Origin of the sequence: Colwellia sp. PAMC 21821 (assembly GCF_002077175.1) — a bacterium.
In the GTDB taxonomy this organism is placed as follows: domain Bacteria; phylum Pseudomonadota; class Gammaproteobacteria; order Enterobacterales; family Alteromonadaceae; genus Cognaticolwellia.
This window is the reverse complement of the sequence record NZ_CP014943.1, coordinates 1,886,335-1,905,894: the sequence shown is the minus strand read 5'-3', so window position 1 is coordinate 1,905,894 and position 19,560 is coordinate 1,886,335. Positions and strand designations below refer to the sequence as shown.

The following is a 19,560-nucleotide window of genomic DNA, read 5'->3' as shown; positions in this document are numbered from 1 at the left end:
TAATTATCGGTGTAGTGAATTATTCATGGGGTAATTCAACAAACTCTATCCAATACTTTCCCAGTGCTTTCATGAGTTCAACTAATCCTTCAAAATTAACTGGTTTAGTGATGTAAGAAGCTGCACCTAAATTATAGCCTTTAATTTTATCTTCTTCTTGCCCTGAGGTGGTGAGTATAACTACGGGTATATTATGTAATTCTGCATCTGCCTTAATTTCTTTCAGTGCTTCTCGACCGTCTTTTCTTGGCATGTTTAAATCAAGGAGAATTAACCCAGGTCTTGGTGAGCATGCTGGATCCGTGTATTTCCCTTCTCTTCTAAGGTATTCAAGTAACTCTACACCGTCTTTTACACAATATAACGTGTTACGTACTTTACTTTCTTGTAGGGCATCTTGGGTCAGCATACGATCATCTTCATCGTCATCAGCCATCAAAATGGTGAAAGGTTTAGCTTTATTGCTGAGCATTAGTATTATCTCTGATTAAGTTAATTAGTGTGTTATTAACAGGAATTTCTATCCTGAATCGTGTTCCTTCACCCAATACACTGGTTGCTGAAATATTACCACCATGTCGTTCTACTATTCTTCTGCAGATTGCTAAACCAATACCAGTACCTTTATATTCTGTTCTGGCATGCAATCGCTGAAATGGGACAAATATTTTGTCGGCAAACTCCTGTTCGAAGCCAATACCATTGTCTTTCACGGTAATAATATGCCATTGCTCTAGTGCTATTTGCTCTTGGCAATAGTTTATGTCAATTAATGGCTTAACATCGGCTCGGCGAAACTTAATAGCATTAGATATTAAGTTAATGAAAAGGTGATTCATTTGGCTTGAATCAGCATTAATTACAGGTAAGTCAGCTAGTTGTATTTGTGCATCAGATTCTTCTATACTGATTTCGAGATCTTCAATAGTGCTTGTAATAACCTGCTGTAAATGCACGTTTGTAAAGGGCTTTCCACGAGTTGAAATGCGAGAGAATTCGAGTAAATCGTTGATCAGGTTCGACATCCGTTCTGCTGCATTTTTCATTCTGTTAATGTAGTCAGCGCCTTTTTCATCTAATAATTGCGCGTAATTTGTTTGCAGTCGATCACCAAAAGCGCGAATTTTTCGCAAGGGTTCTTGTAAGTCGTGCGAGGCAACAAAAGCAAAGTCTTCTAACTCACGGTTACTGCGCGATAGTTCATCTGAATACAGTGTGAGTTCTTTGGTACGCATGGCGACTTTTTCCGCTAATATATCATTTTGCTGCTCAAGTTGCAGGCGATATTTTACTTCACCTTTGGAATTCAATCGAGCGAAAAATGCCAAACCTAGTAGTAGTAAAGTGCTAGTGATGCCTGAAATACCAAAAGTGACTTTTGCTTCACGTTCTACCGTGGCAAGTATAGCAAACAAAGTGTTACGGTAGTTTATTTCAAGCAATTTTATATTTTCTAGTTGTGCTCTCAACTCTTTGTATAAATTGCGACCTCTACCTGACATTACCTGTTTTAGTGCATGTTTTTCTTCATTCGCTTGCGCTAATTCAACGGTGTGTATTAATTCTATTATTTTTTGCTCAACAAGTACGATGAGAGATTCTATTCGCTTTTTTTGCCCTGGGACTTCAGAGTCTAATTTTTCTATGTCATTAAGTTGCTCACTTAAACGATCTAATGCATTTTCGTACGGGGTTAAATACTCTGGTATTTCGGTAAGTAAATATCCACGTTGGCCGGTTTCAGCCATTAACACCACATTATGTAAATCGTCTAATTCACCAATAACGTCGCTGGTATTATATAAACTGCTTTGCGTAGCTGATAAGTCTTCAATGGTTTTCATTGCTAAAAAGCCGTTGATTATTATTATGAAAACAATGATGGTTGTAATGACGACCCAACTAAACACAGAGTTTTCAAAAAGTATTTTAATGGGCATAACTTTGGCTTTTCGGTTAGGCAATACCGCCAAAGTCAATTTATTCAGAGCTTGCATTAGAATACTTTTCATTATCGCTGAGCAAAATCAGCAACGTCTTGCAGACTATTACTACAATCTTGACAAGCCACAATAATTTTATTAACAGCCGCGAGTGCTTTTTCTTTAGGCATATCGTTTTCAATTACCATTTTGATCAATTCTGCTTGCATAGAAATTCTATTCAGAGGAGCTCGGGTATCATGTATTAATTGATTAATATCACTTTCTTTCTGATTCATTTTCACTTCCTCATGAGAATTTAGTCGATAAAAGCTATTTTACTTGCTCTGGAGTTAAGCGGAAAAGTCACCATAAGCATGTAACCTGTTGTACAGTGTTTTGGTGCTAATGCCCAGCATTTCAGCCGCTTGAGTTTTGTTACCATCGACTTTATCAAGGGTGACACGAATGAGCTCTTTTTCAAGATCTTCAATAGTTTGTCCGGCAGCTACGGCTGATGACGTGTTAGCCGCTGAGGCAAACGGCGAGATAAAATTAGTGGGTAATTGAATGCTTTGGTTTGTTGGGTCACTCATGATAAATGCACGATGAATAGCGTGTCTAAGTTCCCTAATATTACCTGGCCAACTATTGTTTTTCAAAATATCTAGTTGCTCTTGTGTCCACTTAAACGTGGCGTTGTTTTCATTGTTAAGCTGTTGTAAAAATACTTCTGCCAGTAGTGGAATATCTTCTTTTCTTTCGCTAAGAGGTGGAATATTGATTGGAAAAACCGCTAAGCGGTAGTAAACATCTTCACGAATCACTTTACCCTCGGCTAGCTCTGCCATTGTTCTGTTCGTGGCAGATACCACTCGGCAATTAACTTCAATCTCTTGCGTGCCGCCAACAGGAATAACGCGCTTATTTTCTAGCACCCGCAATAAATTTGGCTGCATATCGATCGGCATTTCGGTTATCTCATCAAGAAAAAGTGTACCGCTGCCAGCTCGAACAAACACTCCTTCTTTACGCGCTACAGCGCCTGTGAAAGCACCTTTTTCGTGACCGAAGAGTTCACTACTAATCAAATCTTTTGATAAAGCACCACAGTTGGTCGCAATAATAGGGTCAGTTGCGCCAGTAGATGCGTGTATCGCGTTGGCTACGACTTCTTTGCCGACGCCACTTTCACCCATTAACATAACATTAGCCGATGTTTTAGCAACGCGTTCAATCATAGTGTATAGCTCTTGCATAGGCTTTGACTCACCGACGAGGCAACCAAAATGCAGTGTTGGCATTTTACTATTGTTATTCTTTGGTTTTTTACTGTTTATATTAAGTGTAGCTTCTATATCTTCACGTTGTAATGGTTTAACAATGTAGCTAACTTTAGGGCCACACAACCCTGCAAGCATGCCTTTAACGGAAGGATGGCCAGTAATCAAGGTAACATGGGGGCTGAGGTGATTTTGTTTCAAAAAATCGATAAGGTGTAGACCACTACCGTCGGGCAACATAAAGTCGAGTAAAACATGATCAAATTTCTGTTGATTAAGCCATTCTTCAGCTTCTTTAAGATTCGATGCTACACAAACATCATGACCAAGAAATTCTATTATCTGGCATGCGACTTCAGTAAATTCAGAGTCGTCATCAACCAACAGTACTTGTAGCATATTTTTTTCCTTTGCAAACGTAATCCATACTACGTTTATTCATAGTAAATAGATCATAACAAATAACTGAAGCATCATAAATTTATTTAATTTTCACTGTTGTATTTAAAACGAGGGTAATTAAATTAAGAAAAGGATAATCCCCATGCAGGTGTATATTCCAGCACATCGAAAATGACTAAGTTGAACAGTCAGATGGCAGTAAATTGACAGCTTCAATTGTTGATAATATCTTCGTTGACTGAGGCAGGAAATCAAATGTAGCCGCTTTTACTGTTCCGAAATTAGTCAATAGTTATGTTGAACCGTGATCGCTCAAGTGTATTGAGAATAAAACTCAATACACTTGATAAGCTTTATATTTAGGATGAATTTCTAGATAGTCACACCAAGTGCTAAAGTTTTGGTAGTTAAAGCGTTTGTCAGTAGCGCTAATCCAGCGGGAGGTTGACTTCACTTGAAGCTGAAATTTAACTTTATGACCATCAATCGCGACATAACAGGCTAAGGGTTCAAATGTTTCGTTTTTAATTTGTACACGGACAAAACCATTTGACTCGCCAAAAGTCACGGCTATTTTTGGTGAAGCCCAAATAACCGGGCTAATAATAATTACTGTAGCGTAAAGATACTTTGTAATTTTCATATGTTAACTTTCTGTTATTAAATGAATTTAACTCATGATCATGATGAAATAGCTTGAGTATAATTAAAATTATCTGAAGATAATTTTAATTATACCATTGAAAGCTTCAACACACGTCTCCATTACTATTATCACAACACAACATGTGTCGAAAACGACAACGATTAAAGACGCAGTAAAAAGAGACCTTATTCATGGCTAACATTACCCCGATTAAAAAAGAAACTCATCAGAAAGTTAAAATCGCCGCTAAGCGTGATTTATCAAACGTATCTAATCAGCATATTGCACCAATTACCGCGCCTGAGTATTCTCAAGCGGCAACAAGTTACCCTATTGTACTTGTTAAAGACCAAGGCACAGAGCGTTACCGTAGTGTTGTTATGCTAGGTTTAGAAGCTGGTGAAAATTTATACCATAAAGAAGACTCTTGGCAAGCAGTATATGTTCCGCAAAGTATTTCAATGTCTCCTTTTTCTTTAGGTTTAGACCCTGAAAAAGAAAAGACATTAACCGCATGTGTTGATCTAGACAGCAAATTTGTTGGTGAAGATAAAGAGCATGAGTTGTTTGACGCCGAAGGCAATGACACAGAATTCTTTAAAGGTGTACAAGATTCTTTAGGTCGTTTATACGATAATGAAGTTATGAACGAAAAATTCATAAAAGAATTACTTGATAACGATTTATTGTTAGAGCTTGAACTAAATGTTAATTTTGCTTCAGGTGAAACTAAGAAGCTTGTTGGCTTATACAGCGTTGACGAGAAAAAAGTTCAAGCATTAAGTGACGAACAAGTGCTTGATTTCCACAAGCGTGGTTTATTTATTCCAATTCACGCAATGTTAGGCTCTATAGGCCAAGTAAATCGTTTAGCACAATTACGTAATCAAAGTGAATCTGCGGCAAAAGTAAGCGCTATTCGTTTTGCACCTGTAACTGCTGAAGCCGAAAAATAATGGTTAAGTAACTGATATTTAAAAAGGACCGGTAGGTCCTTTTTTTTGTCTTAAATTTAGTATTTTATGACTTTTTGTATAATATTTGATCCGATCGGTATTAATTGATGAATATAAATTAAACGTCTGCTAGGATGATTTTGGCTGACGTTGTTTAATTGATGTAGGGTTAGGGATATATACCGTATGACTGTTCAGAAAAAATTACCAAGTGATATTGAAGAAAACATCCAAAACTTAGCGGGTGATATTTATTTACAAATTGAAGATAAAATCACAGCACTTTTGACCAGTTACAGCGATAATATTGAAATTACCCCTGAAATTATTACCACACATCCACTCTTTACTGCACTTAAAGAACAACATAAATCTGAACAGTCGCAAGCTAATAAAAGCCTCGAAGACAATAATGCTGAGCTAGCCGCGCTAAAAGCAGAACAAATATCTCAGCAAAGCCAATTAGCAAAACTTCAAGAAGATCTCTCCAACGCAGAAAATCTTAATAGTGCAAAATTAACCGACTCAGAACAAGTTCTCAAAGATAAGCTTGCTGAAAATTCGCAGCTATCGAAACAAGTCTCAACGCTTAATCAAGAAAACAGCCAACAGCAACAATTATTAAAAGAAGTGGGTTTTGAAGCAGAAAATGCGACTAAACAACTCAAAGATTTAGCAACAGAAAAAGAAGCTTTAGCCAAGAACGACAAGGCAAAAGCGGCCACCTTAGCGGTTCAAAATCAACAATATTCAGATTTACAGCTTAAATTTGACCAAGTGTCGAGCGAACTTGAGTATTTAAAAGCTGAGCAAGAGCATAAATTATTATCAAGTAATGAGCAGTTGACGCATGAGCAGCAACAGGCTGGACTATTGAATGCAAAAGTTTCGGATTTACAAGCAGACATTGAAGCCAAGCAAACATTATTAGATCAGCAGCAAGAAAATATAACCCACAAAGAACACGAAAATACTGACCTAACAGCAAAAAATAAGCATTTAGAGCAAACTATTGCACAAATAGAGCAAAATGGCATTGTTGCTCAACAACAGTATGAAACGCAAAAACAGAAAATTAATGATAAGTGGCTTAATGAACAAGAAAAAAATACGCAAATTTTAAAACAATCGTCTGATGATAATGAGCAAATAATTAAACAAATGCATGATGCTGAGCGTCACAAGCAGACCCTTGAGAATGAGCTTAGCGATGTTAAAGGCGAGCTCAAAGCAGTTAATAAGCAGCAATTACAAGTGCTTGATACGGTTAAGACATTAGAGATACAAGTAGAAAAAGAGCAAGCAATAACATCTAAACTTAGTGAAGAAAAAACCTCGCTAGAAGAAGCGCTTGTGCAAGCTGAATATGAGTATAATAATACCTATGGGCAGCAAAAACAGAAAATTACAGAGTTAACAAACGAGTTGGCAACCATTGCCATTGAGCATAAGAGTGCTCAACAAAGCATAACAAATCTGGATCAGACAACCCAAGCGCAAGTTGAACAAATTAGTAGGCTTGAACAACAGGTTGAAAATGAACAGCTTAAATTTAAACAAGCTATTGAAAAACAAAATGAAAACCATAATCAAATAGTGACCGGGCATCAGAAAGCTTTAGCCGATAACAATGCCGCGCTTTCTGAATTGCAGCGACAAGTTGATAAAACGGCGACAGAGTTAACTCATCAACTTGAAAGCAAAATTGCTTTATTAGCGACTGAATCAACTAAACTCTCTGAGTTACAGCTTGCACATGCAACCGTTACAGAAAATTTAGCTAAAATTGAGCATGGTTTAAATGAAAAGCAGCAGCTACTAACGGCTGTGGAAGCCGAATTAGCCGCTGACAGAGCAAGAACGGCGAAAAATAGGCTTTTGCATCAAGAAAGTAAAGGAAAACAAGAAGTAGAATACAACAAAGCACGCGAAACAATTAAGTATCTTCGTGATGAAAATACTGAGCTAAATCGCAAGCTTGTACAACAAGTTAATGAGCTAGAAGATAAATTAACTGAGTACCGTTTGCGCTTTGAATATGCACAAAAGCAGTTGGCTAAAATAAGCAAGTAAACGGCTAGCTTTGTCGGATTGTTGTATATGGTAGTAATAAACACCTCTGGGGGGGGAATATGCCCCTTGATGTCTCTGTTTGTTAGATAACACCCTCAATTAAAATATACCCAGAGCATAACGCTTTAAGACTATGAAACTCGCATCTTTAAGTCACTTGGGTATATAATACCTCTCTATTTTTTATCATTGATAATGAGACTATACGTGGCGATTCACCTACCTTTAAATAAATTAAGTCAATGGCAACAGGTGGCATTTTGTGCGGCGTTACTTGAGCGCATGTTACCTAATTATCAAATGTTCGCTGAGCATGTCGAGTTTGGTGATTATAAGGTATTGAGAAATCAACTAGACCTTATTTGGCAATGGCTAGATAAAGCGAATCGTTGCAAAATTAATTACGATGCCCAAATAACTAAACTTGAAGAGCAAGTACCTGATCCAGATGCTTTTGACTTTTTAGGCGTTTTTCCTGCGCTTGATAGTGCTATGGCATTGATGTCATTGTTTCAAGCGATGCAAGACCCCGAAAGTGATGGCTTTATTAACGTCAGTAAATTGTCAGAAAACAGCGTTAGCTATTATGTTGAGCTGAGCTTAGCCCAGCAAATTGACGAAATCACGCCTGAAGAAGATGAAATAGTGATTGAGCCACAACAAATTGCTGAACACCCTTTAATGCAATGGGAAGTTGCCACGCAAAATGAGCTATTTGACTTCTTATCCTCTGCCAGTGAGAACAAAGCGAGTTGTGTAAAAGCAAAAGCTATGGTGCTTGAAGAAGGCTTATCAAATTTAGGTATTGAAATTAACGCTTAATACCAAAAAATATTATTCCAATGTTAATGTAAATTTTTGTGGTTTGGCGTTATGTAGTGGATATATTTACTCGTCATAAGTTGTATTTTAACAAGGATATATTCATTGTTTTTTGAAGGCTCAGAAAAAAAAGCTGAAATTATCATCGATGCAAAGCAGGTTTCATTATTAGATGACTTAGCTGATGACTTTTGGCTAGCCCTTGTACAGTGTTGCAATGCGAAAATACTATCGACGATTAAAAATGATGACTGTAAAGCGTTTCTGTTGTCAGAATCGAGTTTATTTGTTTGGCATGATCGCTTATTAATACTGACCTGTGGCAATACCCGCTTAGTACATTCGGTGGAATATTTTATTCAGCAACTTGGTATGAATAAAATCCAGCAGATAACTTATCAAAGAAAAAATGAATATTTTGCTCATGCTCAGTTAAGTAGTTTTGGCGATGATATTACCTTGTTGGGGAAATATGTTGAAGGTAAAGCGTTTCGCTTTGGTGAATTAGACGGTCATCATAATTATATTTTTCATCAAGATAATAGCTTTCAAGTGAGCAAAGAAGATAAGACATACGAGCTAATCGCTTATCAAATTTGCCAAAAAGCATCTAAAAAACTTACCACGGTTGGTTTGAATTCTCATGAAATTAGGGCATTTTTACAATTAGATCGACTTTTAGCGGGGTTTATATTGGATGATTTTGTCTTCGAACCCTTTGGTTATTCCATTAATGCTATTAAAGGCCTGCAATATTTAACTATTCATATTACGCCGCAAGCGAATAGCAGTTATGTCAGTATTCAAGCCAATATTAACTTAATTTCGCTAGCGCCAGAGTTTTTGCGTATTTTAGCGCCCAAGTCGATTGATCTATTGAGCTTTAATGAGCTTGAATTTAGTGAGTTAGCAAAGCAGTACATTCCAAAATCGTACATTAGTAAGTCACTTTTTCAACAACATTTAAGTAATAATAGTTTAGTGAGTTTTGCTAACTATATTCTACCGCAAACCTCTTTCAGCTCCGCTGAGTTGCTCGATATTAAAGGGCAGCGTCACGCGCTTTAGGTTATTCAGTAGTTATAAAACAAGATGCTTCAACCTTAATAAAAACAAAAAAGAATAGAGGAAGTCAGATGAAGTTTGGATATATCAAATTCAATGTTGCTGTAATAGCCCTTTCAATGCTGAGCTGCGTAAGTGCACAAGAGATAAATGTAAGTCATAAAATTGAACGCATTGAAATCTCTGTCAATAAAGCGATGGCGGCCTTTAAAGTGCCCGGCATAGCCGTTGCAATTATTAAAGATAACGAAGTGCTACTAAGCAAAGGCTTTGGGGTGCTTAAGCATGGCAGTAAAGAAAAAGTTAATGCAGACACCTTGTTTGGCATAGCGTCAAATACTAAAGCCATGACCTCTGCACTACTGGCCGGCTTAGTGGATGAAGGCAAGCTGACCTGGCAAACCAAAGTTATTGATATTATTCCAGAGTTTCAACTGCCCGATGCTTATGTAACACGAGAATTTACTATAATCGATTTACTATCGCATAACAGTGGCTTAGGTTTAGGTGCTGGCGATTTAATGATCTGGCCAGAAACCACACTCACCAATAAAGATGTGATTAAAGGCTTGAAGCATTTACCACAAGTGTCGAGTTTTCGAAGTGAGTTTGCTTACGATAATCTCATGTATGTTATTGCTGGTGAGATCATAGCAAAGCTTACGGGCCAACCTTGGCAAGCGGTGATTCAAGCACGAATTTTTGATCCTTTAGGCATGAACAATACCTATGCTAAATTTTCTTTAATTCCCCCAAGCAATAAAAACGTGGCGCGTGCCCATGTGCCATTAGAAGGTGAGTTACATGTTGTTGGTGGCAACTTCTTAGAGAAGTTTTCCTCTGCGGGTTCGGTTGCATCAAGCGTTAATGATATGTCGTTATGGCTTAAAACACAGCTAAATAGCGGACAATATGGCGTTGATGGTAATAAAGCATTAAGACTTTTTAGCGAACAACAAAGTCGTGAGATGTGGCAAGCACGTACGTTGTTACCTGTTTCACAACAAGTGACTGATCAAGATAAAACACACTTTAATGCCTACGCTTTAGGTTGGTTTGTTAAAGATTATCACGGCGTAAAAGTGGTAAGACATACCGGCGGCATATTAGGCATGGTGTCAAAAGTGGTGATGGTGCCAGAAGAAAACTTAGCCATGGTGATTTTAACCAATCAACAATCAGGCTTTGCTTTTAATGCGTTATCTCAACAAATTTTGACCGAATACCTTGAGTTACCAGCCAAAGATTGGGTTGAGCATTATGCGCTATTGCAGGAAAAAAATATCGCCAAGAAAAAATCTCATTTGGCTAAAGTGGCGGCCAAAGTCGATAAAAACTCAACACCTTCTTTGCCATTAGCAAGTTATGCGCAAAATTATGTGGATAATTGGTATGGTGAAGTCGCCATTAGCTTCATAAATGAAGATTTAGTGATGCAGTTTTCTAACACCCCTGCGTTGCGTGGCGTATTAGAGCATTATCAACACAATACCTTTATCGTCCGCTGGCATGATCGCACTTTAGAAGCTGATGCTTATGTGAACTTTAATTTAAACCCTGATGGTAGTATCAATTTTGTCACCATGAAGGCAGTGTCTTGGGCGACAGATTTTAGTTTTGATTTTCATGATTTAACATTACGACCCAAGCCTGTATCCCAATAGCATGATTATAAAAGAAGCTGCGGCCTCTTTCTAATGCATTATTATTTTAGCTCCTAGACGGGGCTATTTTGATAAAGTCGGTAGACAACCTGTCCGGCAATCTTTTCTTTTAGTAACTGCCAATGGCTTGGCATGATTTGTTGATTGTGGTCAGTTTCCATTTCTACATAGATCAAAGCATCGTCAGTTAAGCCTTTATCGCTTAATAATTGCGCGGCTTGTTGAGCTAAACCTTTTCTAAAAGGCGGGTCAATAAACACTAACGAGTAATTTTGTTGGTTACTTTGCAAAAAATCTAAGGCATTTTTCTGAACCACTTGAATACTATCTGCTTTGAGGAGTGTCTTATTGTCTTTTAGCTGCTGTGCTGCAGATTTATTCAACTCTACTAAGGTAACAGTACTCGCACCGCGCGACATGGCTTCAAAACCTAGTCCACCAGAGCCGGCAAAGCAATCTAAGCAAATAGAGTCTTGAATATAGGGCATCAGCCAATTGAAGACTGTTTCTTTAACACGATCTGTTGTTGGGCGTAAACCATCGGCCATTAATACCGGTAATTTTCGACCGCGATATTGACCTGCGATGATGCGAATTTGGCCTTTTGGCACATTTTTATCAGATTGTTTTTTGACTTTGCTCATAACTTAAACAGCTTTTGTTTTTTGTCGGCAGGTTAGGTGATACTATATCGACAATTTTATCCTTGTTTACTCATGAATACCAATTTGATCTAATGAATTGTTCTACTTAGAGCGAATCCTAGTCAGATGATTTTAGTAGTAAACGTATTCATCCCATTAAGATTGTAAATACATTTATGTCAAAGAAAAAAGGTATGTTTTCCTGGTTAGGTCTGGGTAAAAAGCAACAAGAAGACGCGGCCTCAGCTGTTGAGGATGTTGTTGATAACGCAATTGAAGAAGTTGAGCAAGCTGCTGATCCTGAAACGGAATTAACATCAGACTCAACTCATCAAGAAGAAGATGTTATCGAGGAAATTAATTCACCTTCGATGGCAGAAGTGGTTGCACTTGATGGTGCTGTTATTGAAGAATTACCTGCAGAGCCAGAGCCAGAGCCAGAGCCAGAGCCAGAGCCAGAGCCAGAGCCAGAGCCAGAGCCAGAGCCCAAAGTCGGTTTTTTTGCGCGCTTAAAGCAAGGTCTATCAAAAACCCGCCAAAATTTAGGCGGCGGTCTTATCAGTTTATTTAGCGGTAAAAAAATTGATGAAGAATTATTTGAAGAACTCGAAACACATTTATTACTCGCCGATGTGGGCGTAGAAACTACCACGAAAATTATTGATTCTTTAACCGAGTCTGCGTCGCGTCGAGATTTAAAAGATGCGGAGGCTTTATATGACTTGTTGAAAGCCGAACTGAAAAAAATTATAGAACCCGTTAGCCAACCTCTGGTGATTAAATCTGATAACGGTCCTTTTGTTATTTTGATGGTTGGTGTTAATGGTGTGGGTAAAACAACGACCATAGGTAAACTAGCTAAGCAATTTCAAGCCGAAGGTAAGTCAGTTATGTTGGCGGCGGGTGATACCTTCCGTGCAGCGGCCGTTGAGCAATTGCAAGTTTGGGGTGAACGCAATGATATTCCGGTTGTTGCCCAACATACCGGCGCTGATAGTGCTTCGGTAATATTTGATGCCATCAGTGCTGCAAAAGCACGTGGTGTTGATGTATTAATTGCTGATACTGCTGGACGCTTACAAAATAAAAGTCACTTGATGGAAGAACTTAAAAAAGTGGTTCGAGTGATGAAAAAGCTGGATGTTAATGCGCCTCATGAAGTGATGTTAACGCTTGATGCTGGCACCGGACAAAACGCGCTTAGCCAAACAAAACTTTTCAACGAAGCCGTTGGTTTAACGGGTTTAACCCTTACCAAACTTGATGGTACCGCAAAAGGTGGCGTTGTTTTTGCTGTGGCAGATAAGCATGCCATTCCAATTCGCTATCTAGGGGTTGGTGAAGGCATTGATGATTTAAGACCATTCAATGGCAATGACTTTATTGATGCATTGTTTACTCACGAAGCAAAAGAAAAATAAGATTTGTTATGATCCGATTTAATAACGTAAGTAAAACTTATCCAGGAGGTTTTCTCGCACTGAAAAAAGTGAGTTTTACTATTGCCCCTGGCGAAATGACGTTTTTAACGGGTCACTCTGGTGCAGGTAAGAGTACTTTGCTTAAGCTCATGAGTATGATGGAAAAGCCGAGTGCAGGCAGTATTGAAATTAATGGCACTGAATTATCTACCATTAAATACGCACAAATACCTTATGTTCGTCGTGGTATAGGGATGATTTTCCAGAATCATAATTTATTAGCGGACAGAACCGTATTTGAAAATGTGGCACTGCCGCTGATTATTGAAGGCTATAGTCATAAAGAAACCCGTAAACGAGTTGAAGCCGCGCTTGATAAAGTGCACTTAACCAGTAAATTAAAGTGTTTTCCGAATATGCTTTCAGGTGGTGAACAGCAACGTGTTGGTATTGCTCGGGCAATTGTTAATAAACCGCCGATATTATTAGCAGATGAACCTACCGGTAATTTAGACCCTAAGTTGTCATTGGATATTCTTCGTTTATTTGAAGAGTTTAATGAAATGGGCGTTAGTGTCTTGATTGCTACCCACGATTTAGGGCTTATTGCACGTATGAAGTATCGCACATTGACTTTAAAACAAGGTCATATGATCACCGATGGTATTGTTGATGGCTTACAATCAATGGGTGAACGTAATGGCAGCTAATGATACACGCAATAATAGGCAACAGTTAAATTGGACTGGGCGCTTTACGGCTAGAGTACTTCGACATCTTCAGCAAGCGATAGGCAGCCTAGGTGATTTATGGCGCACACCGTTTACGTCGGTAATGACCGTACTGGTTTTAGGTATAAGCTTAACTTTGCCTGCCACCTTACATTTGTTTGTAAAAAATACGCAAACGGTTACCGAACAGTGGGATTCTGCCTCAGAAATTACCTTGTTTTTACAACTATCAACACCTGACAAAGCGGCACAAAATCTCGTACAACGTATTCAACTTTATCCTGAAGTGGCTAATGTTGTATATATTTCTGCTGAACAAGCGTTAGCCGAATTTAAAGTGAACTCTGGCTTTGGCCAGGCATTAGAATATTTAGATGAAAACCCGTTACCAGCAACCTTATTGGTCACGCCTACCCAGCGTTTTAGTCAAGCCCAGGCCGCACGTGAATTATTGCTTAAGTTAGAGCAAGAACGTGGCGTTGACCAAGGAAAACTAGATCTGGAATGGTTAACGCGATTACAAGCAATGGCGGCGTTAATTGAAGATGTAGTGATCGGTATAGCGATATTATTGTGTTTATCTGTGGTATTAATTATTGGTAACACCATTCGCCTGGCAATACTTAATCAAAAAGATGCGATTGCGGTGATGAAGTTGGTGGGGGCAACAGACAGTTTTATTCAGCGACCCTTTTTATATGCTGGAGTATGGTACGGCGTGCTCGGTGGTTTTGTAGCAAGTATTTGTGTCGCTATTTTAGCCAACTACCTTTCTGGAGCATTACGTCAGTTAACAGACCTTTATCAAAGCCAATTCGTTTTGATGGGCTTATCATTTAATGAATTATTAATACTACAGTCGACGGCAGTTGGTTTGGGTCTATTAGGCAGCTTTATTTCTGTAAGGCAACATATTCGTGCCATTGAGCCAACAGCAGATTAGTTCTTAGCGTTTATGTAAACGCTGCCTTTGCTCTATCACCTTGTAATTAATGAAAATTTCAATCTCGGTGACAAAGTTTAACAAATTATTGACAAAAAAATTGAAAGAGAGTGTTGTTTACCTCTGTCTTCTAAGCTAATGTTGTTTTATTAAAATCGTGATGATCGGTCATTAGTCCCCCCCATTCTGCATTATTTTTATTTATCGCTTAAATGTGTATGTTGAGGTGGTTTGGGTAAATATGCTATTATCACGAGCTAGATTAGATAGAGGAGTTATTAAATGAGTGAATCAATGCAATCAATGGCGTTAACTGTTCCTAAAAGTGGCAGCATTGAGGCATACGTGCAGTCAGCGTATAGTATTCCAATGTTGACAGCTGAAAAAGAGCAAGAGCTAGCAACTCGTTTATATTCTGAAAATGATTTAAAAGCGGCGCAAGAATTAATTATGTCGCATCTTCGTTTTGTTATCCATGTTGCTAAAGGTTATGCAGGCTATGGTTTACCGCAAGCTGATTTAATTCAGGAAGGTAATATCGGTTTAATGAAAGCGGTTAAGCGCTTCAACCCAGAAGTCGGCGTTCGTCTAGTATCTTTTGCAGTACACTGGATTAAAGCGGAAATTCATGAATTTGTGCTTAAAAATTGGCGCATCGTTAAAGTTGCGACGACTAAAGCACAACGCAAATTATTTTTTAACCTACGTAAAAATAAAAAGCGTTTAGGTTGGTTTAGTCATGAAGAAGTAAATAATGTTGCCGAAACACTAGGTGTTACGACTAAAGATGTCCTGGAAATGGAATCTCGCATGAGTAACCAAGACCAAGCATTTGAATTATCAACTGATGATGACGATAATGCGAGTGCTAGTACTTATTCACCTGCGCAATATTTAGAAGATAAACAATCCGATCTTGCTACTGAAGTAGAAGATTCGAATTGGGAGCAACATGCTAATAAAAGGCTAAGTAATGCTTTGGTAGGTTTAGATGACCGTAGCCAAGATATTATTCGTACTCGTTGGTTACATGACGATAAAACAACTTTACAAGAGTTGGCAAATAAGTATGAAATATCAGCCGAGCGTGTTCGTCAGCTAGAAAAAAATGCGCTAGCCAAGTTAAAAGGCGCAATGGCTGCATAGCTTTCAAAACAATTTATTTAAAACCGGCTTCTGCCGGTTTTTTTATGTTTGCCCAGCGAAGCTGGCAAACCCGATAGGCTGAAAGAAGCCTTATCACCCCGACTAAGGGGAAGATAATCCGAATGGCAAGGGCGTCACTGGCTAACGGTGGGGTCTGAAGGAAGCCATAGGAAGATAGAGGTACACAACTAACCGTAACCTGTTTCGGCGGTATTGGTGGGTAAGCGTCCATAATAGCGCGAAGCCCTATACTTAGTCAGACCAATGCTGTGCTTGAGGGTGGGATTTCTATCAGGGAGTCAGTGCAGTAACAGGGGAAGCCTGGCATTGTATCCAATCAAAGATGATTCATTTCAAGAATGGTTGGACGTATTATTCAAGAGGCGACTTAAGAGTATTGCGAGTGTGAGGTGGCAGATGACCCCGTAGTAGTGAGTAAGGCTAGGCCGATGAAAGCCAGTAATGGTGTGGAGGATAAAACCAAGCCGACTATCAGCATTGTGTTTGATAGGATCAATTCTAGTCAAAAGCTAGAATGGATTGCGAAGGGGGGAAGCATGCTTTAAGACTGTAATGAATGATTTATCTATTTCGTGGATACACAAGCTGTCTGATCAACAGGAGTCGTATGTTCGGTGGGCTAGGAATAGTGTTAACTGATGAATATGCTTGTATACGGGAAGTATTTGTAGATAATTTTGGTAGATTGCCAGTGAGCTAGAACGCCAAGACCTGCATTGAATGTTACCACCACGTTAGATTTGAATTATCCCCATATAGCGCATGATATTAGCTTTCACATTAATATTGTGTCACAAATTATAGTGATGTGAAGTATGCAGGAGCCGTATACGAGGTCCGTATGTACGGTTCTGTGAGAGGGATGAGTCAGTAATGCCTCACCCTACTCGATAGATAAATTTTACAATTTTAGCTTATGCCTACTTAACATCATTAGCTGATCATTTATACGGCTTAAAGTAACCCCTACGGCGTTATGTAGTTCATTAATCAACAGGGTATTATTTAAAAATACCTTATATTTGACAGTTCCCTCCGTATAAAATAGACCTACTGACTAAAAAAATCCTATCAAATCGCAGTTATAAAATCAAAAACAGGTTATAAAACAGTCGATTAAATGTAAATTAAGTGTAACGATTTTACCTAGATTAACAACATTAGAGTAAAGGTAACAACTCTCCAACATTAAATAACAAACCTCACTGAACTTTTGTCGCAAGATGGAATAAGGCGATATAAAGCCAGCTTATAAAAAAGTTAATAATTGATGTTCGGAGAATTAAATGTATTCAGAAAATTTTTTAAGTAATGCCATTCGCGTTGCTTTATTCGTAGGCACAGCAAGCACTTTAGTTGCTGCTGGTCAGGTAAGTGCTGCTGAAGAGAAAGAAGTCAGTGTTGAACGGATAGAAGTAACGGGTTCACGCATCAATCGTACTGATGTTGAAACAGCAAGCCCAGTAACAGTAATATCATCAGAATTTATTGCACAAAGTGGTTACAGTTCAGTAGAAGAAATTTTATCTGCACAACCTACTGCTGCAGGCATGAACTTAGGCGCTACCAGCAATAACGGTTCAGGCGGCACAGCAACAGTTAACCTTCGTGGAATGGGCGTGCAACGCACGTTGGTCTTATTAAATGGTCGCCGTATGGTGTCATCAGGAACAGGTGCTGATTCAGCCGTAGACCTAAACACAATTCCTGTGGCTATGATCAAAAATATTGAAATTCTTAAAGACGGTGCGTCTGCCGTTTATGGCTCTGATGCTATTGCTGGTGTAGTCAATATTATTACTAAAAAAGACTTTGTTGGTACAGAAGTAACCGTTGATGGTAGCCAAACCGATAAGGGTGACGGTACCAGTAAAGGTCTCAGTATTTTACATGGTTTAGAGCTTGCTAGCGGTAATTTAGTTTTAGGCTTACAGTATTCTGATCGTGGTGAGATTATACAGTCAGACCGTGATTTTGTTGAGCCGGGTGCATCTTCATTTATTCCAACAGGTTCTATCGGTGGTTTAGTCGTAGATCCATCAGACGCATCAGGTGGTTTGATGGCTAGAGATACATCATACGATTACACTGTTGATAGCTATGCGCAAACGCCAAATGAATTACTAAGCGTTTTTAGTGCTTATAATACTGAAATAGATTCAGATACTGAACTTAGCGTTGATTTTATGTATACACGCCGAGAATCTAACCAGCAATTAGCACCACAACCAGCGAATTTAGATTTAGTTACTAATAAGTTGAACACTATTCATCTTGACAACATTCAAGCTGCATATGATGAAATCAACTCAAAGATAGCTGACGCAGATGATCATCTTGTCATTGGTGACAAAGTAAATTACCGTCGTCGTATGAATGATGCAGGTCCACGCATCTATTCACAAGAAACTGATACTTATCGCGCATCGATTGGCCTAAAAGGTTATTTAGAAAATGACGCTATGTGGGATATTTCTGCAACATACGGTCGAAATGACTCTAAAGATAGCGTTCAGAACTCAATTCATGCGGGCAATATGGAAGCCAGTATCTACAAAGACCAAAGCGCTTGGTTCAGTGGTGAAGGTTTTGATAAAAGCACATTAGCGTCAGAAGGCATTATCTATAATGAAGAGAATGAAGGCGGCAATGAGCAATTTACACTAGCCGCTGGCTATAGTGGCGTAACTGAAGGCGATATTGGTTATGCCCTTGGTTTCGAAACTCGTCATGAAAGTGGTTATTACACCCCTGATGAAGTGACTCAAAAAGGTGAGAGTACTGCAGCACAACAGTTTGCAACAGACGGTAACTATTCTGTTCAGTCAGTTTATGGTGAAGTATCAGTACCTGTAACTGAAGCGTTAACATTTGAAGCTGCTTCACGTTACGACCAATACTCAACGTTTGGTGGTGAAATAACGTGGAAGCTTGGTGCTACTTATCGTGTGAATGACTCATTTATGGTTCGCTCAGTAGCTGCTACAGGTTTTAGAGCGCCAAGTGTAAGTGAGCTTTATGGTGGTGACAGCGGTTCTTACGACTATTTAAGTGATCCGTGGGGTAATGAGCTAGATGCACAAATTAAAGTTAATTACACCAGTGATGAAGACTTACAGCCTGAAGAAAGTGAGTCATTTACTTTTGGTGTTGTCTGGGAGTTAGCTGATAACCTTTCTACGACAGTAGATTATTGGGCATTTGATATTACCAATGCGATTAGTCGCGTAGATGTTCAACAAGAATTAGATGCCTGTTTTAGCGGTATTCAAGCGTCATGTACAGCGGTCAACATTACTTCTGGTGGTGATTTATCTAATCTAAGCGCTCAATTAACTAATATTGGCTCGCAAAAAACGTCAGGTGTTGATTGGAACGTTAGCTATAGCCATGACCTGTTCAAAGTTGTTTTTGATACCACATTCTTAATCGAATTTGAGCAAGACGATACCGATTATACCGGCACTATTGATGGCAATATTGGTGGTTATTCTGACATTAAGTCTAACTTATCAGTTTACGGTTACGTAACCGAAGATTTAACCGTACTTTATAGTGCTCAATTTATTCGTGGTATGGACGGTGAATATTACGGAGAGCAATTCTCTACTGACAATGTAATTTATCATAACGTTTCTGCCTCTTACCATGTTAACGATCAATGGGTAGTTAATGGCGGTGTGAAAAACGTTTTTGATACTGAGCCTGAAGAAGTGTTAGGTGGTAATGACATGGGAACAGTGCCAAGTATTTATGATGTGATAGGACGTAACTTGTTCATTAGTGCTTCATATAACTTTTAAATAACTTAAAACTCAAGT

16 protein-coding genes are annotated in these 19,560 nt (G+C 38.7%); 10 read left to right on the top strand and 6 right to left on the bottom strand.

Translation table 11 applies throughout. From position 1 onward, the window contains the following. Positions 1 to 19 precede the first annotated feature (19 nt). The 5 genes from A3Q33_RS08065 to A3Q33_RS08045 all read right to left on the bottom strand — a co-directional run bounded on the left by A3Q33_RS08065 (position 20) and on the right by A3Q33_RS08045 (position 4,250). Entirely contained in the window at positions 20 to 472 is a 453-nt protein-coding gene (locus tag A3Q33_RS08065; RefSeq protein WP_081179504.1) for a response regulator, read from the bottom strand. Continuing rightward, positions 459 to 1,940: a sensor histidine kinase gene (locus A3Q33_RS08060; protein WP_081182417.1), complete on the bottom strand. Its 1,482-nt coding sequence runs from the start codon at positions 1,938 to 1,940 to the stop codon at positions 459 to 461. Before A3Q33_RS08060 ends, A3Q33_RS08065 begins: the two co-directional genes overlap by 14 nt. 71 nt (positions 1,941 to 2,011) lie before the next feature. Next, on the bottom strand, positions 2,012 to 2,221 hold the full coding sequence (locus tag A3Q33_RS08055) for a histidine kinase (RefSeq protein WP_081179503.1): 210 nt from the start codon (positions 2,219 to 2,221) through the stop codon (positions 2,012 to 2,014). A gap of 54 nt (positions 2,222 to 2,275) precedes the next feature. Further along, on the bottom strand, positions 2,276 to 3,604 hold the full coding sequence (locus tag A3Q33_RS08050; RefSeq protein ID WP_081179502.1) for a sigma-54-dependent transcriptional regulator: 1,329 nt from the start codon (positions 3,602 to 3,604) through the stop codon (positions 2,276 to 2,278). 337 nt (positions 3,605 to 3,941) lie between these two features. Further along, a complete protein-coding gene (locus A3Q33_RS08045; RefSeq protein ID WP_081179501.1) occupies positions 3,942 to 4,250 on the bottom strand; it encodes a hypothetical protein in 309 nt (102 codons plus the stop codon). Positions 4,251 to 4,444: 194 nt separating this feature from the next. On the opposite strand from A3Q33_RS08045, the gene A3Q33_RS08040 reads away from it, so the two are divergent. The 5 genes from A3Q33_RS08040 to A3Q33_RS08020 all read left to right on the top strand — a co-directional run bounded on the left by A3Q33_RS08040 (position 4,445) and on the right by A3Q33_RS08020 (position 10,833). Next, on the top strand, positions 4,445 to 5,209 hold the full coding sequence (locus A3Q33_RS08040) for a SapC family protein (RefSeq protein ID WP_081179500.1): 765 nt from the start codon (positions 4,445 to 4,447) through the stop codon (positions 5,207 to 5,209). A gap of 186 nt (positions 5,210 to 5,395) precedes the next feature. Then, on the top strand, positions 5,396 to 7,282 hold the full coding sequence (locus tag A3Q33_RS08035; protein WP_081179499.1) for a coiled-coil domain-containing protein: 1,887 nt from the start codon (positions 5,396 to 5,398) through the stop codon (positions 7,280 to 7,282). Between the two features lie 207 nt (positions 7,283 to 7,489). Continuing rightward, positions 7,490 to 8,104 carry a YjaG family protein gene (locus A3Q33_RS08030; RefSeq protein ID WP_081179498.1) on the top strand — a complete coding sequence of 205 codons (615 nt, stop codon included), beginning with the start codon at positions 7,490 to 7,492 and terminating at the stop codon, positions 8,102 to 8,104. 105 nt (positions 8,105 to 8,209) lie between these two features. After that, a complete protein-coding gene (locus A3Q33_RS08025; protein ID WP_196798069.1) occupies positions 8,210 to 9,172 on the top strand; it encodes an adenosylmethionine decarboxylase in 963 nt (320 codons plus the stop codon). Between the two features lie 68 nt (positions 9,173 to 9,240). Beyond that, positions 9,241 to 10,833 carry a serine hydrolase gene (locus tag A3Q33_RS08020; RefSeq protein WP_081179496.1) on the top strand — a complete coding sequence of 531 codons (1,593 nt, stop codon included), beginning with the start codon at positions 9,241 to 9,243 and terminating at the stop codon, positions 10,831 to 10,833. Positions 10,834 to 10,886: 53 nt separating this feature from the next. Here the strand turns inward: A3Q33_RS08020 and rsmD are convergent, their stop codons facing one another. Further along, positions 10,887 to 11,477 carry a 16S rRNA (guanine(966)-N(2))-methyltransferase RsmD gene (rsmD, locus tag A3Q33_RS08015; protein WP_081179495.1) on the bottom strand — a complete coding sequence of 197 codons (591 nt, stop codon included), beginning with the start codon at positions 11,475 to 11,477 and terminating at the stop codon, positions 10,887 to 10,889. 176 nt (positions 11,478 to 11,653) lie between these two features. On the opposite strand from rsmD, the gene ftsY reads away from it, so the two are divergent. The 5 genes from ftsY (at position 11,654) to A3Q33_RS07985 (ending at position 19,542) form a co-directional block, all read left to right on the top strand. Further along, the gene (ftsY, locus tag A3Q33_RS08010; RefSeq protein WP_081179494.1) at positions 11,654 to 12,898 is read left to right on the top strand and encodes a signal recognition particle-docking protein FtsY; all 1,245 of its coding nucleotides are present in this window, start codon (positions 11,654 to 11,656) and stop codon (positions 12,896 to 12,898) included. Between the two features lie 8 nt (positions 12,899 to 12,906). After that, entirely contained in the window at positions 12,907 to 13,608 is a 702-nt protein-coding gene (gene ftsE / locus A3Q33_RS08005) for a cell division ATP-binding protein FtsE (protein WP_081179493.1), read from the top strand. Beyond that, the gene (gene ftsX, locus A3Q33_RS08000; protein WP_081179492.1) at positions 13,598 to 14,572 is read left to right on the top strand and encodes a permease-like cell division protein FtsX; all 975 of its coding nucleotides are present in this window, start codon (positions 13,598 to 13,600) and stop codon (positions 14,570 to 14,572) included. The genes ftsE and ftsX overlap by 11 nt, the downstream gene beginning before the upstream one ends. Positions 14,573 to 14,854: 282 nt before the next feature. Beyond that, positions 14,855 to 15,718: an RNA polymerase sigma factor RpoH gene (gene rpoH / locus A3Q33_RS07995; RefSeq protein WP_081179491.1), complete on the top strand. Its 864-nt coding sequence runs from the start codon at positions 14,855 to 14,857 to the stop codon at positions 15,716 to 15,718. Between the two features lie 1,307 nt (positions 15,719 to 17,025). Beyond that, positions 17,026 to 19,542, top strand: coding sequence for a TonB-dependent receptor plug domain-containing protein (locus A3Q33_RS07985; RefSeq protein ID WP_081179490.1), 2,517 nt, complete (start codon positions 17,026 to 17,028; stop codon positions 19,540 to 19,542). Positions 19,543 to 19,560: the final 18 nt, after the last annotated feature.